This is a genomic window from Janthinobacterium sp. SUN033 (assembly GCF_030397595.1).
In the GTDB taxonomy this organism is placed as follows: Bacteria; Pseudomonadota; Gammaproteobacteria; order Burkholderiales; family Burkholderiaceae_D; genus Janthinobacterium; species Janthinobacterium kumbetense.
Window position 1 is genome coordinate 993,743 of record NZ_JAPQNV010000001.1, and the last position, 14,548, is coordinate 1,008,290.

14 protein-coding genes are annotated in these 14,548 nt (G+C 61.7%); 6 read left to right on the plus strand and 8 right to left on the minus strand.

Features of this window, described 5'->3' with window-relative positions:
- Position 1: 1 nt before the first annotated feature.
- The 4 genes from OX460_RS04660 (at position 2) to OX460_RS04675 (ending at position 2,648) form a co-directional block, all read left to right on the plus strand.
- The gene (locus OX460_RS04660; protein WP_289897843.1) at positions 2-652 is read left to right on the plus strand and encodes an ankyrin repeat domain-containing protein; all 651 of its coding nucleotides are present in this window, start codon (positions 2-4) and stop codon (positions 650-652) included.
- Between the two features lie 256 nt (positions 653-908).
- Complete coding sequence (locus OX460_RS04665; RefSeq protein WP_099667907.1) at positions 909-1,832, plus strand: methyltransferase domain-containing protein; 924 nt, start codon at positions 909-911, stop codon at positions 1,830-1,832.
- A 217-nt stretch (positions 1,833-2,049) separates the two neighbouring features.
- On the plus strand, positions 2,050-2,298 hold the full coding sequence (locus tag OX460_RS04670; protein ID WP_092708370.1) for a hypothetical protein: 249 nt from the start codon (positions 2,050-2,052) through the stop codon (positions 2,296-2,298).
- 152 nt (positions 2,299-2,450) lie between these two features.
- Positions 2,451-2,648, plus strand: a complete 198-nt coding sequence (locus tag OX460_RS04675) for a hypothetical protein (protein ID WP_034784591.1) — start codon at positions 2,451-2,453, stop codon at positions 2,646-2,648.
- A gap of 56 nt (positions 2,649-2,704) precedes the next feature.
- Here the strand turns inward: OX460_RS04675 and OX460_RS04680 are convergent, their stop codons facing one another.
- On the minus strand, positions 2,705-3,823 hold the full coding sequence (locus OX460_RS04680) for a phospholipase A (protein ID WP_289897844.1): 1,119 nt from the start codon (positions 3,821-3,823) through the stop codon (positions 2,705-2,707).
- Between the two features lie 284 nt (positions 3,824-4,107).
- Here OX460_RS04680 and fusA point away from each other — a divergent pair, with 284 nt between their 5' ends.
- On the plus strand, positions 4,108-6,216 hold the full coding sequence (fusA, locus tag OX460_RS04685; protein ID WP_289897845.1) for an elongation factor G: 2,109 nt from the start codon (positions 4,108-4,110) through the stop codon (positions 6,214-6,216).
- 3 nt (positions 6,217-6,219) lie between these two features.
- Here fusA and OX460_RS04690 read toward each other — a convergent pair whose 3' ends face one another.
- The 4 genes from OX460_RS04690 to OX460_RS04705 are packed head-to-tail and all read right to left on the minus strand — an operon-like array spanning position 6,220 to position 10,879.
- A complete protein-coding gene (locus tag OX460_RS04690) occupies positions 6,220-7,389 on the minus strand; it encodes an HlyD family efflux transporter periplasmic adaptor subunit (RefSeq protein WP_289897846.1) in 1,170 nt (389 codons plus the stop codon).
- Between the two features lie 21 nt (positions 7,390-7,410).
- Positions 7,411-8,856, minus strand: coding sequence for an efflux transporter outer membrane subunit (locus OX460_RS04695; protein WP_289897847.1), 1,446 nt, complete (start codon positions 8,854-8,856; stop codon positions 7,411-7,413).
- Positions 8,857-8,873: 17 nt separating this feature from the next.
- Entirely contained in the window at positions 8,874-10,448 is a 1,575-nt protein-coding gene (locus tag OX460_RS04700; protein WP_289897848.1) for a DHA2 family efflux MFS transporter permease subunit, read from the minus strand.
- On the minus strand, positions 10,445-10,879 hold the full coding sequence (locus tag OX460_RS04705; protein WP_152280889.1) for a MarR family transcriptional regulator: 435 nt from the start codon (positions 10,877-10,879) through the stop codon (positions 10,445-10,447). The genes OX460_RS04700 and OX460_RS04705 overlap by 4 nt, the downstream gene beginning before the upstream one ends.
- Before the next feature lie 130 nt (positions 10,880-11,009).
- Here OX460_RS04705 and OX460_RS04710 point away from each other — a divergent pair, with 130 nt between their 5' ends.
- On the plus strand, positions 11,010-11,540 hold the full coding sequence (locus OX460_RS04710; RefSeq protein ID WP_289897849.1) for an SRPBCC domain-containing protein: 531 nt from the start codon (positions 11,010-11,012) through the stop codon (positions 11,538-11,540).
- 257 nt (positions 11,541-11,797) lie between these two features.
- Here the strand turns inward: OX460_RS04710 and OX460_RS04715 are convergent, their stop codons facing one another.
- From OX460_RS04715 to OX460_RS04725, 3 genes are all read right to left on the minus strand, one after another.
- A complete protein-coding gene (locus OX460_RS04715) occupies positions 11,798-12,220 on the minus strand; it encodes a hypothetical protein (protein WP_251348644.1) in 423 nt (140 codons plus the stop codon).
- Positions 12,221-12,350: 130 nt separating this feature from the next.
- Entirely contained in the window at positions 12,351-12,728 is a 378-nt protein-coding gene (locus OX460_RS04720) for a hypothetical protein (RefSeq protein ID WP_289897850.1), read from the minus strand.
- A 513-nt stretch (positions 12,729-13,241) separates the two neighbouring features.
- Positions 13,242-14,465 (minus strand): FAD-dependent monooxygenase, encoded by a 1,224-nt coding sequence (locus OX460_RS04725; RefSeq protein ID WP_251348646.1) that lies wholly within the window; start codon positions 14,463-14,465, stop codon positions 13,242-13,244.
- Between the last annotated feature and the right edge of the window lie 83 nt (positions 14,466-14,548).

A 14,548-nucleotide genomic window follows, 5' to 3' on the forward strand; every position in this document is an offset into this window, starting at 1 on the left:
CATGATGAAAAAACTCGCGCTGGCGATGCTGCTGTGCTGCGCGGCGGCCAGCCACGCGGCGCCGGAACCGGACGCTTTCTTCCGCGCCGTCTCCGTCAACAATGTCAGCGGCGTGCGCAGCATGCTGCTTGACGGCATGAATCCGAACCAGCCTGACGCGCAGCGGGGCGACGTTCCCCTCGTGCTGGCCCTGCGCGACGATGCGGACCGGGTGTTCCAGGTGCTGCTCGACGCGCCCGGCATCGACATCGAAGCCCGTTCGGCCAACGGCAATACGGCGCTGATGATGGCCGCCTACAAGCACAAGCAGGACGCCGTGAACGCCTTGCTGGCCAAGGGCGCGAAGGTCAACCAGAGCGGCTGGACGGCGCTGCACTATGCGGCCTCGGCTGGCGACTTGCCCATCATGAAGATATTGCTCGACCGCGACGCCATGGTCGATGCGCGCGCCCCCGCAAATATCACGCCGCTGATGTTTGCCGCCCGCGAAGGGCAGGAGGGTGCCGTCAAGCTGCTGCTGTCCTGGGGCGCGGACGCCAGCCTGAAAAGCGACCATGGCTGGACGGCCGTGCAGTTCGCCCAGGCGGGCGACAAGCCCGGCGTGGTCGCCATCATCGAAGCGGCACAAAAGGCGCGCGCAGCCCGCAAGTAATGTTTTAATTTCAATACTTTCCATGCCAGCGCTGAAACTGGCATGGAATTGCCTCTCACCTCAGCCCTTTGTTCTCCCTGCCGATTAACGATAATGATTGTGTCGCATTAATCAGGAGATACGTCGCATGGGTCATCACATCACCGTCAGGCGCCGGCTGTATTGTCGCCGCCCCTCGCGCAGCCCGTGCGATATCACTGCTTTCTGGAATGACAAAACCGATCGGCCATCGGAGCCAGGCTCCAAGAGGACAGACATGCTGAATGAACGAGAAATCGAGAGTTGTTACCTGGGGCAATTTATCCCCGTCCATTACCACCACAATATGTTGATGGACCAGAACCGCATGCACGGGTTCAAGTCGGCGATCGATTACGCGGTAAAACCCGGCATGAAGGTGCTGGAACTGGGCGGCGGCACGGGCGTGCTGTCGTGGTTTGCGGCCGCGCGCGCCGACAAGGTGTGGTGCGTGGAATTCAATCCGGACATGGTCAAGGAAGCGCGCAAGATGCTGGCGCTCAACCCCAACGGTGAAAAAGTCGAGGTCGTCCACGCGGACGCCTTCGAATACCTGCCGCCGGAGCCCGTCGATGTGGTCATTTGCGAAATGATCCATGTCGGCATGCTGCGCGAAAAACAGGTGGAAGTGATCGAATCGTTCAAGCGCCGCTACCTGGCCCGTTTCGGCGGCCCGCTGCCCATCTTCCTGCCCGAAGCCGTCATCATGGCCGTGCAGCCGATGCAGCAGGAATACGATTTCGAGGGTTTTTATGCGCCCATCGTGCAATTCCAGGAAACCACGGCCATCCACCCTGGCGTGCAGGAACTGGCGCCGCCTTCCGTGTACAGCATCATCGACTTCAGCCAGCCGACGGACAGCGTGTTCGGCTTCGACGGCAAGTTTGTCGTCGAGCGCAGCGGCACCCTGAACGCCTTGCGTTTCGTCACCAAGAACATCCTGGCCGTCGTGCCCGAGCGTTCGACCACCATCGACTGGCTGAACCACTACATGTGCTTGCCGCTGGCCACGCCGGTCGCCGTGAAGGCGGGCGACGTGCTGCAGGTGACTTTCCAGTACCGCGCGGGCGGCTCGATTCCTTCGCTGGAAGCGTCGATCCGCGCGCAGGTCATCTATGACGTCAACTTGCAGCCGGTGACACAGAGCGCCGTCTACGCCTGACCAGCCGACCAAACCTGCTGCGCGTCGCGATTTGCGGCCTGCGATGCTCACCGTACTGGAGTACGGTTGCGCTTCTTAGCCACAACTCACTGCCGCTCGCTACGGTTTTGTCAGCCGTTCGAAACCGAATCAAGGCAACGCCGCAGCGATTTCATCCTGCGGCGTTTGTCCATTCAGGGTATATTTCGTCTTTTACCCACTGGACAGCTTTACTATCATGGAACAGATCGATCAGCGTTACCTCGTGCAACAGAACAAAATCAGCGATGGCGAGACCAGGCCGCCCGTGTTTGCCAAGGTAATGCGCAGCAAGGAAGGCGTGTTTGAAGGCGTGTCCTTCATCAAGTCGAAGGACAAGGCCACCGTCATGACCATCGAAGATGCCAACCAGGCCATCAAATGGGCCACCAGCAAGAAGCCGAATGCGCATGAATACGTCACGAAAGTGATTTGCGTCGGTCAATAAGCCCCGTTCATTCCCGTTTTCGTACCGTTCATCCCCGCAGCACGCAGTTCATCGCATGGCCGTTGCCGCCGTCGCGGCGCTTTACTATAGTGCTGTCACGGTAGCGGGGCAAGCACGGCTTGCTCCGCACATTTCATTCTAGGGGGAACGCAATGCTGGGATTCGTGCTGTGGCTGCTGCTCTTGCTGGTGTGCTGGCCCCTGGCCTTGCTGGCCCTCGTGCTGTATCCGCTGGCCTGGCTGCTGTTGCTGCCATTCCGCTTGATCGGCATCGGCGTGGAAGGCGTGTTCGAATTGCTGCGCGCCATCGTCATGCTGCCGGCCCGCGTGCTGGGCGGCGGGCGGCGCTAAACTGGTTTTCCCATAAAAAATGGCGCCCTCGGCGCCATTTGTCATTGAGGTGCCGCTTACAGGTCAACCATGAAGCCGGCACCGATCGATTTCTGCGAATAGTTGTAGTCGATCAAGCTCTGGCCATAGCCGGAGAACAGTTGCAGATAGCCTTTCAGGTTGGCCTTCAAAGGGAAAGCCCAGCTTGCCTGCATGGAGCCATGCTTCTTGCTGAAATTGCGGCGCGCCGTCACCGCATACTCGTGCCCCTTGTTGCGATAGCTCACGCGCAAGTCGCCATGCCCCAGGTAATCGGTGATGTCGATATTGTCATTGTCGACCGCGCTATTGTCGAGGCGGTGCCAGACGCGCGCCGCGACGGCCAGGTTATCCTTCTCCATGCCCAGCTCGGCATACACGCGGTTCCAGCTGCGCGACAGGGTCGACGTCTGGCCGTTGGACTGGTGCACGAGGCCGAAGTTCAGGTAATTGAATTCGACGCCCGCGAAATTCTTGTTGATGGGCATGACCAGCATCAGTTCCGGCTGGTAATTGGTCTCGCGGAAGGGGCTCGACGCCTTGCGGTTATATGCCTGCCAGAAACTTTGCTGCGTGTAGCCGAACCACATGTCGATGGGCGTGCCGGCGATATCTTCCAGCAGCTTCATCTTGAAGCTCAGCTGGAACGTCAATTCCACGTGCTGGCTCTTGATGCCGGCCGGCGTGAAATCCTGGAACGGTTCGTCATTCGACGCGTCGCTGTAATTGGCCAGCAACAGATAGGTGTCGCGGTGCGGGCGGAAGTTGAACAGTCCCCGCTTCGAGGCGTCGTTCAGCTCCCAGGACTGTTGCGTACGCGAAATTGGTGCTTCCGGCGGCGCCGCGCCTGCCTGCGCGATGGCCGGAATGGCGGCGTTGACGGCGTCCGGCGTGGCCACGCCAGGCGGGCTGACAAACGTGAGGGGGGCGACTTCGGCGGCTGCCGCCAGGGTGACCGCCGCCGTGGCGGGATCGCCGCCGGCGGCGATGGTGGCCTTTTCCGCCGCCTTGGCCAGGGTGTCGAAGCAACCGAGGCGGGCGCTGGCGTCACCGAGCACGGCGCAACGCTGCATTTGCTGTTCCAGTTCGCCGGCCATGGCCAGTGCCGGCGACGCCAGCAGGGAAGAGAGAATTATTTTTCTTAGTCGGATAGTCATAGGCTGAGTGGGGCATGTCGTTCGGTGCGCACCTGGGCTGCATGCCGGCGGCGTCGCCTTACACGATAAATCACCGTGCGTCTTGATCCTGATTAATCTTTGTTGGATTAATAGCTTTGAAAGTATAGCGGAATACCTCGATTGCCCCGTCCGCCAGACGTGCGCGGGGGTAACAGTGTTGTACGCATGGTAAAAACCAGTCACCCGTGCCGCCCAAATCGATGTCTGCTACACTGGAAAACCGGTGCTGACACTGGCGCGCCGGGCTAGCCATGGAGATTGTGATGACCCGCAAAACACCTATCGAGCGCTACCGCAACATCGGCATCAGCGCCCATATCGACGCCGGCAAGACCACCACCACCGAGCGCATCCTGTTCTATACGGGGGTGAATCACAAGATCGGCGAAGTGCACAACGGCGCCGCCACCATGGACTGGATGGAGCAGGAGCAGGAACGGGGCATCACCATCACCTCGGCCGCCACCACGGCCTTCTGGAAAGGCATGGCCGGCAACTTCCCCGAACACCGCATCAACATCATCGATACGCCGGGCCACGTGGATTTCACGATCGAGGTCGAACGCTCGATGCGCGTGCTCGACGGCGCCGTGATGGTCTACGACGCCGTGGGCGGCGTGCAGCCGCAATCGGAAACCGTCTGGCGGCAAGCCAACAAATACCATGTGCCGCGCATCGCCTTCATCAACAAGATGGACCGGGTGGGGGCGGATTTCTTGCGCGTGCGCAAGCAGATCGCCGAGCGCCTGAAGGGCGTGGCCGTGCCCATCCAGCTGCCCATCGGCGCGGAAGAGCATTTCACGGGCGTCATCGACTTGCTGAAAATGCGCGCCATCACCTGGGACGACGCCAGCCAGGGCGTGCAGTTCAGCTATGGCGAGATTCCAGCCGAGCTGCTGGCGCAGGCGCAGGAGTGGCACGAGCACCTGGTCGAGCAGGCGGCCGAAGCCACGCTGGAGATGACGGAACGCTACCTGAATGGCGATACGTTCACGGAAGCGGAGCTGAAGCAGGCCTTGCGCGCGCGCACCATCCGCAATGAAATCGTGCCCATGCTGTGCGGCAGCGCCTTTAAAAACAAAGGCGTGCAGGCGATGCTGGACGCCGTCATCGAATACCTGCCGTCGCCGATGGAAGTGCCGCCCATCATGGGCCACGACGAGCACGACATCGAGGTGGAGCGCCACCCGACGGACGACGAGCATTTCTCGGCCCTGGCCTTCAAGATCATGACGGACCCGTTCGTGGGGCAGCTGACCTTCTTCCGCGTGTATTCGGGCGTGGTGAATTCGGGCGACATGGTCTACAACCCCACCAAGAGCGCGCGCGAGCGGCTGGGGCGCATCCTGCAGATGCATGCGAACGAGCGCAAGGAAATCAAGGAAGTGTATGCGGGCGACATCGCCGCCGCCGTGGGCCTGAAAGCCGTGACCACGGGCGACACCCTGTGCGCCATCGACCACATCATCGTGCTGGAAAAGATGATCTTTCCGGAACCCGTGATTTCCCAGGCGGTCGAACCCAAGACCAAGCCTGACCAGGAAAAGATGGGCATCGCCCTGAACCGCCTGGCGCAGGAAGACCCGTCGTTCCGGGTGCATACGGACGAGGAATCGGGCCAGACCATCATGTCGGGCATGGGCGAGTTGCACCTGGAAATTCTGGTTGACCGCATGCGGCGCGAATTCGGCGTGGAAGCCAATGTCGGCAAGCCGCAAGTGGCGTACCGGGAAACCATCACGCGCGCGGTGGACGATATCGAGGGCAAGTTCGTCAAGCAATCGGGCGGACGGGGCCAGTACGGCCACGTGGTGCTCAAGCTGGAACCCTTGCCGCCAGGCACCGGTTATCAATTCGTTGACGCCATCAAGGGCGGCGTGGTGCCGCGCGAATTCATCCCGGCCGTCGACAAGGGCATCGTCGAAACCTTGAAGTCGGGCGTGCTGGCCGGCTATCCGGTCGTCGACGTCAAGGCGACGCTGACCTTCGGTTCCTACCACGACGTCGATTCGAACGAAAACGCGTTTCGCATGGCCGGCTCCATCGCCTTCAAGGATGGCATGCGCAAGGCCCATCCTGTGCTGCTGGAACCGATGATGCAGGTGGAGGCGGAAACGCCGGAAGAGTTCATGGGCAACGTCATGGGCGACTTGACGGCGCGGCGCGGCATGGTGCAGGGCGTCGACGATATTCCCGGCGGCGCGGGACGCATCGTCAAGGCCCTGGTGCCGCTGGCGGAAATGTTCGGTTATTCCACCACCTTGCGTTCGCTGACCCAGGGCCGCGCCACCTACACGATGGAATTCAAACACTATGCGGCCGTGCCCAAGCATATACTGGACCAGGTGGCGGCGGCGGGGAAGGCGAAGTAGGCGTCAGTGGCTTGAGTTCTGCGCAATGATGGCGTCCGCCATCTTCTCCGCCTCATCCACGGGCTGGCTCAGCGCCTGGGTCGTGTAGACCGTGCTGGCCACCATCGGCTGGTCCAGGGTGGCTCCTTCGCCATGGCTGGTATCGACCGTCACCGTGGTCGACAGGCCGATGCGCAGCGGGTGGGCGGCCAGTTCCTTCGGGTCGAGCGTGATGCGCACGGGCACGCGCTGCACCACCTTGATCCAGTTGCCCGTGGCGTTTTGCGCCGGCAGCAGGGAAAACGCGCTGCCCGTGCCGGCCGACATGCCCAGCACCTTGCCGTGGTAAACCACCTTGCTGCCATACAAGTCTGTTTCGATGGTGGCCGCCTGGCCCACACGGATATTGCGCAATTCGGACTCCTTGAAGTTCGCATCGACCCATAATTGATCCAGCGGCACGATGGACATCAAGGGCGTGCCCGGCGTCACGTGCGTGCCCAGTTGCACGCTGCGCTTGGCGACATAGCCCGAAACGGGCGCGACCACGGCATTGCGGCGCACGGCCAGCCACGCCTGCAGCACGTCGCCCCTGGCCGACAGCACGGCCGGATGGCTGGCCAGGCTGACGCCGGCAACGCCCGATTTGGCCGACTCGGCCTGGCGCTGCGCCACCGTCAAGGCTGCTTTCGCATCGTCGACGGCCTGTTTCGCATGGGCCAGGTCTTCGCCCGAGATCGTCTGGTCCGCGGCCAGCGGCGCGCGGCGGGCCAGGTTGCCCTGCGCCGTGGCCAGGGCCAGGCGGCGCTGCTCGATGACGGCATCGTACTGCGCCACGTTCGCATAGCGTTCGCGCTCCTGGCGCACGACGTTGCCCAGTCGTGCCTCGGCCTGGCTCAGGGCCAGCTCCGCATCGATGGCATTGAGGGTGATCAGCGGGGCGCCCGCTTTCACCATTTGCGTCTCGTCGGCGCGGATGGCGTCGACATTGCCCGTCACTTGCGCGGACAGGGTGACCAGGTTGCCGCCCACGTAGGCATTGTCCGTGACTTCTTCCCTGGACAGCACCAGTTGATAGTAGGCGGCCCAGGCCGCGCCAGCGACGAGGAAGGCGGCCGTGATGGCGATAAGGACGGTCTTGCGCTTGCCCGGGTTGTCGGTGGGTGCGGAGGTGGAGGTGGTATCGCTGCTCATGATGTGTTCCGTAATCGTTGGTTATTGTTTGGGGGGGGCGGTGTCGGCGCCGGCGGCGAAATCGCTGCTGCCACGGTAGCCGCCGCCCAGGGCCACGGTCAGGTTGATTTCCGCATCCTGGCGCTGGTTTTGCAGCTGCATACCCAGGTCCACCTGGCCGCGCACGGTCATTTCCGCATTCAGTTGCGTGGCGCGGTCGGCCAGACCTTGCTTGAGGCGCGCATTCGCATTGCGCAACTGCGCTTCGCTGGCGCGCAGGTTTTCCTGCTGCAGGCGCAGCTGGTTTTCCACGCCCTGCACCCTGGCGCCCGCCTGCGCCACGTCGCGCACGACATTGAAGACGTTCTGGTTGTAGTCGGCGATCAACTCATTGCGTTCGCTGCGCGCTCCAGCCAGCTGCGCCTGCAGGCGGCCGCTGTCGAACAGGGGCAGCGACAGGGCCGGCCCGATGAACAGGGTGCGGCTGCCCGACTGCAGCAGCTTGCCCAGCTTGATCGCATCGAGGCCGAACGAGGCACCCAGGTCGATATCGGGGTAGAACGAGGCTTGCGCCGCCTCGATCGTGCTCATGGCTGCCTGGACTCGCCAGCGGGCCGCCTGCAAGTCGGGCCGGCGCGCCAGCAATTCCATGCCCAGCTTGCCGGGCAGAGCGTGCGGCAGCGTCTGGGCCTGCCTCGGCTGCAGACTGGCCAGGGCCGAGGCATCCGCACCGAGCAGGGCGCGCAAGGCTTCCCGTTCCGTGACGACTTGCGTTTCCAGCAAGGCGATCTGCTGTTGCAGCAAGCTCAAACGCGTTTGCGCGGACAAATGGTCGTCGCTGACGCCCAGGCCGTTGGCGATGCGCTTTTCCTTGTCGAGCACCAACTGCTGTTGCAGCTTGACGAGCGCATGCAGGTTATCCATGCGTGCCCAGCCATTTTGCATGCTGAAGTAGTGGCGGGCAATCTCGGCGGCCAGCATCTGCTCCGCCATCGCATATTCGGCGCGGCGCGCGTTGACTTCGCCCAGGCTGGCCGCGATCTGCGCCTTGTGCTTGCCCCACCAGTCGAGGTCGTAATGGGCTTGCACGCCCACGGTGGTTTCATTGTAGTAATTGCCGCCGATGGGGGCGGGCATCAGGCCATTGCCCGAATAGCGCTGGCGGCTGGCATTCGCGCCCAGGTCGATCCTGGGGCCGCGCTGCGCATGCTGGGCATCGAACGCGGACAGGGCCGAGCCGATGCGGGCATTCGCCACGTCCAGGTTCGGGCTGCTGGACAGGGCGCTTTCAATCAGCTGGTCCAGCTGGGCGTCCTGGAACTGGCGCCACCACAGGGCGGCGGGCCAGCCTTCGCTGGCCAGGTGGATGTCGGCCGCCAGCTGCATCGTGGCCAGGTCTTGCTGCGGCAACTGCTGCGTGTCGGGCGGGATGCTGGCGCAGCCGGCCAGGGCCAAACTTAGCGCCAATATGCGCAGGGAGAGTTTCATAGGTGTGTGCATGAGGGTTATTCCATGGCCGCGTGGTCGACCACGACGGGCGCATTCTTCTTCGGTGGTTTGATCAGGAGCAAGAGCGGCAGCACGAGGATGGTCAGCCACATCATCAGCCAGAAGTCGTCGAGGTAGGCGATCATCGATGCCTGCCGCGTGATTTCGCCATTCAGCGCCGCCATGCCGGAAGCCGTACCCAAGTTGTAGACGCCGGCGATGGCGGGGTCATGCAGGGCCGGGTTGGCGATGTTGACGTGTTCCGTCAGGGACGCATGGGCGATCTGCGTATTGCGCACCAACAAGGTCTGCACGAGGGCGATACCGATGCTGCTGCCGATATTGCGCACCAGGCTGTAGATGGCCGTGCCTTCCGCCCGCATCTGCGGCGACAGGGTGGCAAACGTGGCCGCGCTCAGCGGCACGAAGACGAGACCCAGGCCGATGCCCTGGATGATGCCGTTCCACACGACGGTCTTCGGCACCAGGTCCAGGGTGAAATTGGCCATCTGCCACAGCGAGAACGCGGTAATCGAAAAGCCCACGCCCAGCAGGATGCGCGTATCGATTCTGCCCGTCAGCCTGCCGACGATCAGCATGGCCAGCATCGTGCCCAGGCCGCTGGGCGCCGTCACGAGGCCGGCGATGGCCGCCGGATAGTTCATCAAGCCTTGCAGCATCGACGGCGTCAGCGCGCGGGTAGCGAACAGCACCATGCCGACGATGAAGATGAACAGCAAGCCGCTCACATAGTTCGAGTTCTTCAGCAACCGGTAGTCGAGGAAGGACTTGCCGGCCGGGCGCAAGGCCGTATGGGCGACGAAGTAGCACAAGCTCATGGCCAGCACGATGGCTTCGATCCACGTTTCCGTGGAAGAAAACCAATCGTTCTGCTCGCCCCGGTCCAGCAGCATCTGCAGCGCGCCAATGGACAGGCTCAGGGTGGCAAAGCCGAACATGTCAAAGTTCATGCGGCGGTTCGGCGGGTCCTTGCGGATGTAGCGCCAGATGCCATAGAAAGCCATGGCGCCGATGGGGATGTTGATGAAGAAGACCCAGCGCCAGCTGTAGCTGTCCGTCAGCCAGCCGCCCAGGGTGGGGCCGAGGATGGGGCCGATCATCACGCCCATGCCCCAGATGGCCATGGCCGAGCCGTGCTTTTCGCGCGGATTGATGTCGAGCAAGACCGCCTGCGACAGCGGCACGAGGGCCGCGCCGAACACGCCCTGCAGCAGACGGGCGGCGACGATCTCGGAAAGGGTGCCGGACAGGCCGCACAGCACGGAAGCGAGCGTAAAACCGGCCACGGAAACGAGAAAGGTGTTCTTCTGGCCGAAACGGTCGCACAGCCAGCCCGTCAGAGGCGTGGCGATGGCGGCGGCGACGATGAAGGAGGTGAGTACCCAGGTGATCTGGTCTTGCGAGGCGGACAGGCTGCCTTGCATGTGGGGCAGGGCGACGTTGGCGATGGTGCCGTCGAGCGCCTGGATGATGGTGGCGAGCATGATCGAAATCGTGATCATGCGCCGGTTCAGGCTGGGGTCCTGTGAAGCGGGCAGCGCCGGTGTGGCGCCGGCTGTGGCCGAACTCATGCGGATTTCTCCGTGGCCGCCTGTAACGCTTCCAGCAGTTCGGTGGCGGCCCGCAATTGATCAGGATCAATGCCCTGCAGCAGTTCCTTGCGGAAACCATCCGCTTCCTTGCGCACGGTGTCATACACCTGCATGCCCGCCTCGGTCAGCACCACCAGCTTGACACGGCGGTCCGTTTCCGATGGCTGGCGCTGCACGAAGCCCGATTTCACGAGCCGGTCCAGCATCGACACCATGGTGGGGTTTTCCACGCCCAATTGATGGGCCAGTTCGCTTTGCGAAGGCGGCTGGGGCGACTTGGCGATCATGGCGATGCACATCCAGCTTGCTTGCCCCAGGTCCAGGTCTTTCAGGCGCCGGTCGATGGCATGGCGCCAGCCGCGCGCCGTCTTGTGGAGGGCGGCGGAAAAGCGCTCTTCGATAGAAGTCATAAGGTGAGTCGTCTAATGGTTAGGTATCTAACTAATATTTTAGCATGCTGGTTTGACAGGCGTACAGGCCTTCCCGTTTATCTGCGCCGCTGGTACATTAGTGCCAGACCATCACCCTGAGGAGACCGCCATGACCACCGCAGAACAGAAGCAGGACGGACAGCACCGCGACAGCAGCGACTTTGTCATCACGCAAACTTTCGACGCGCCACGCGAACTGGTATTCCAGTCGTGGGTGGAGCCGGAGCGCCTGGCCCAATGGTGGGGCCCCGTCGGCTTCGAATTGAGCGTGCTGGCGCTGGATTTGCAGCCGGGCGGCATTTTCCACTACGGCATGCGCGCCGACAATGGCTATGAGATGTGGGGCAAGTTCACCTACCAGGCGATCGAAGCGCCGGAAAAGATCGTGTCGATTTTGTCATTCGCCGACAAGCAGGGCAATGCGGCGCAGCATCCGGTCAGCGCGACATGGCCTTTGGAGTCGTTCAATACCATGACCCTCACGGAGGAAAACGGCAAGACGACGATGACCTTGCGGTCGACGCCGCATAAGGCCACGGATGAGCAGCATGAGACTTTTAAGCAGGGGTTTGAGTCGATGAAGGAGGGATTCAAGGCTACTTTCGCCCAGCTGGCCCAGTACCTGGCGCGTGTTCAGTAATATTTAAGAACAGCGGGCCGGAGTCGCGGGCCTGAGAAAATGCCCATGACTGCGTTGCTTGGGCTCGCCGTACATGCGTACTGCCTTCGCCCGCGCGCCTTGCCCTGGCCATTTTTCAGGCCCGCTGGGCCCGGGGAGCCTTGGTTTGGGGCGGGGGCGGGTTCTTGCTGTCGTTGCCAGTTTGCGGATGAGGAAGGTCTGCTTTCGCCCGAAGCAGACATAGATCTGACGCATTCGACATATGCCACCGCAGCCGATTAAGCGTCGTGATAAACAACGCCGTATGTGTCGAACATAGCTCCAGCTAGCTCGACCATGCTTAAGCCGCTGCGCTCCCAAAAAAACAGAAAGTATTCCAACTTGTCGTAAGGTGCTTCAGCGTCCATGCCGTGCAGCGCACAAATCGTGGTTCTGATATGCAACACCTCAGGGTCATCCGACATATCGCGTCCTCGGATGGTCTCCCAAAGCCTCACCCGGACAGCTATGGCCTCGCTATCCGTTGCCGCGCCCTCAAGATATCGTTTAGCAGCCAAAACAGAAGACTGCGCGGTAACGGGTAGACATTCGATCACCCGAGCCAAAGCGTTAACCATAAAGCGTTGAGCATCACCGTGCTCTACCGGATCATCCAGATCAACGGTGGATGAAATAACATCAAAAGGATCACGGTGAGACATGCTGACTTTCTGAGTAAAGCTTTATTGGTCAATTGCCGACTGTCCGCTTCTGGCCGGTTGCCGTCGTCGACAGGCTCCGTGCTGGAGAAAACAATTTCAATGAAAAAGATCAGAATCTCCACCGAAGAAGTCAGGTGCTTAAATCAAGCCGACTGATTTCGAAGTCGACGTGACCGACGCATACTGCACCCATGTCGATAATAAATCCTTGTACCTCGACCAGACCGTCCCCATGATCGAGCACATGCCCGCGCCCACGATATGCGTAATGTCCGGTACGTTCAATCCACTCCGTAGGCAATGCCTCTTTTTCGCTTTCTGGCCAGTCAGCCAGGTATGTGGCGTGGACATCTGCATCTAGAACCGATAAGCGATTTTCGATAACGTCGCCGGCCTCTAAGCTGCACGGATGGCAAAACACGACGAGCTTACCTTTCTCGCTGCGCAGAGTAACTGACGCGGCTTCTTCATCTGGTGGATCGACCAAAACTACAGTGAGCTTATCCATTTTTTCAGAGTACCTTGTGTCTTTTAAGGATGGGATAGAAGACCGCGTCTGGCCGGTTGCTGTTGCGGATTTAATCGATCAACGCAACACTTTAACTTAAATGCATCGTTGCAGAGTGGAAATGATGCGAGAGATAACTCGAATCGATTGCTCCGCGACACACGAAGCCCAAGATTACCGTCGCAAGGCGTTTTGCCGCGGGAACGTTAATGCACGGACCTGCCGAAGCTCAAGTAGCTTATGCTCACGCGTGGCATGAGTCTCTGCAGGGCAGGGGAGAAAGACAGGCCAGACCCGATCTCGGCATTGGATCAGGCTGCTACGAGATTGCGCACCAGGTGCCTAACAGGACACGCAGGCCATACCACGATCCATCGGGTTTTCATCTTTCAAGAAGTATGGATCAGGAGAGCCTAAGCTACTGATGGCGATTCAGTCCGAAAATGCCCGGTTCGCTCAATAGTGAGGCGTCTCGCGGCCGGAGACGCCATGCGGTGTCTAAATTGCAGTCTTTCAGAGGCGGTACAGACTGCCGGAGCCAACGCTGTCCGTCGGCGTGCCGTCCGTGCAGCCGGCCATCGGCAAACCCTGCGCCCATCCTGCTGCCAAGGCATGCACGTCACGCAAGGGATCGGACGCCTTGGCGCGCTCATTGCGAATGCGGCAGGTTTCAGGATCAGTGGCAAACAGACCGCGCGCGAAAACGCGGCCCTGCTCGGCCAGCTTTGCGGTCTTTGGCCCGCGGATCTGCGCGAAGCGCAGCAAGGCTGCATCGAGGCTGCCGTCCGTCCCAAGCAGACAGCGCGCCAGATGCCAGGCGTCTTCCAGCGCCTGACAAGCGCCCTGGCCAGATGTCGGCAACGGCGCGTGCGCCGCATCCCCCACGAGCAGCACATTGGCCCGGCTCCACGTGTGCAGCGGCTCCAGGTCGTGCACGGCAATCAGTCGGATCGCATGCGCCGGTGTCGCCTGGATGATGCGGGTGACAGGCTCCGGCCATCGCGCAAACAGATCTTCAATCTCCTTACGCATATCCGCTGCGGGCGCCGCCCCCGGTAATGGCCGTGCCTGCGCCGCCGCCCAGTAGACCAGATCCGGCCGAACCGCCACGCAACCGAAGCGATCACCGGCCCCCCAATAATCCTGAATCGCGATATCGTCCACCAATGCACTCTCTCCCTGCGCCACACCGACCCAGTTCACGAAGCCCTGATACACTGGCGTGTTGTCCCCCGCAACGAACCGGCGTGCCACCGAGTCCATGCGGCCATCGGCGCCGATCAGCAGATCCGGACGAATGCTTGCCCCGTTTTCGAACCGCGCCACGGCTTTGCCGCCAGCATCGAGGTCGATCGCCACCGCCCGATGCCCGAATTCTACCGGGATCCCGGCCTGTGCCGCATGATCCAGCAGTACCGCCTGCAAGTCCCGGCGCAATATCGTATGGGTCGGATGTCCCATCATCTGGTCCAGCAGCGCAATATCGATGCCCCCCAAAGAATTGCCCGCGGCATCCTGACGGTGCATTGCGACTGGCCGGCCTGCCACTGCAGCGATGTCTTGCAGCAGCCCCAGTTCCTCCAGCACAAAGCCGGCGTTGGGCCAGAGCGTAACGCCAGCCCCCATCGTCGCAGGCCCCGTCCGGCGCTCATATACCCGGGGACTGTAGCCCCGCTTGCTCAATGCAAGCGCCACGCTCAAGCCTGCAATGCCGGCGCCAAGTATTCCGATTTCCATGCTGAAGCTCTCCTATTCAATCCGTCCCGACGCACCGCCGGCGGCGATCCATCGGACGAGACGGTATCTTAGATTCCACCACT

Excerpts from the sequence above, each read along its gene's own strand:
- OX460_RS04660 (WP_289897843.1), top strand. The coding sequence starts at position 2 with ATGATGAAAAAACTCGCGCTGGCGATGCTGCTGTGCTGCGCGGCGGCC.
- OX460_RS04665 (WP_099667907.1), top strand. The coding sequence starts at position 909 with ATGCTGAATGAACGAGAAATCGAGAGTTGTTACCTGGGGCAATTTATC.
- OX460_RS04670 (WP_092708370.1), top strand. The coding sequence starts at position 2,050 with ATGGAACAGATCGATCAGCGTTACCTCGTGCAACAGAACAAAATCAGC.
- OX460_RS04675 (WP_034784591.1), top strand. The coding sequence starts at position 2,451 with ATGCTGGGATTCGTGCTGTGGCTGCTGCTCTTGCTGGTGTGCTGGCCC.
- OX460_RS04680 (WP_289897844.1), bottom strand. The coding sequence starts at position 3,823 with ATGACTATCCGACTAAGAAAAATAATTCTCTCTTCCCTGCTGGCGTCG.
- fusA (WP_289897845.1), top strand. The coding sequence starts at position 4,108 with ATGACCCGCAAAACACCTATCGAGCGCTACCGCAACATCGGCATCAGC.
- OX460_RS04690 (WP_289897846.1), bottom strand. The coding sequence starts at position 7,389 with ATGAGCAGCGATACCACCTCCACCTCCGCACCCACCGACAACCCGGGC.
- OX460_RS04695 (WP_289897847.1), bottom strand. The coding sequence starts at position 8,856 with ATGAAACTCTCCCTGCGCATATTGGCGCTAAGTTTGGCCCTGGCCGGC.
- OX460_RS04700 (WP_289897848.1), bottom strand. The coding sequence starts at position 10,448 with ATGAGTTCGGCCACAGCCGGCGCCACACCGGCGCTGCCCGCTTCACAG.
- OX460_RS04705 (WP_152280889.1), bottom strand. The coding sequence starts at position 10,879 with ATGACTTCTATCGAAGAGCGCTTTTCCGCCGCCCTCCACAAGACGGCG.
- OX460_RS04710 (WP_289897849.1), top strand. The coding sequence starts at position 11,010 with ATGACCACCGCAGAACAGAAGCAGGACGGACAGCACCGCGACAGCAGC.
- OX460_RS04715 (WP_251348644.1), bottom strand. The coding sequence starts at position 12,220 with ATGTCTCACCGTGATCCTTTTGATGTTATTTCATCCACCGTTGATCTG.
- OX460_RS04720 (WP_289897850.1), bottom strand. The coding sequence starts at position 12,728 with ATGGATAAGCTCACTGTAGTTTTGGTCGATCCACCAGATGAAGAAGCC.
- OX460_RS04725 (WP_251348646.1), bottom strand. The coding sequence starts at position 14,465 with ATGGAAATCGGAATACTTGGCGCCGGCATTGCAGGCTTGAGCGTGGCG.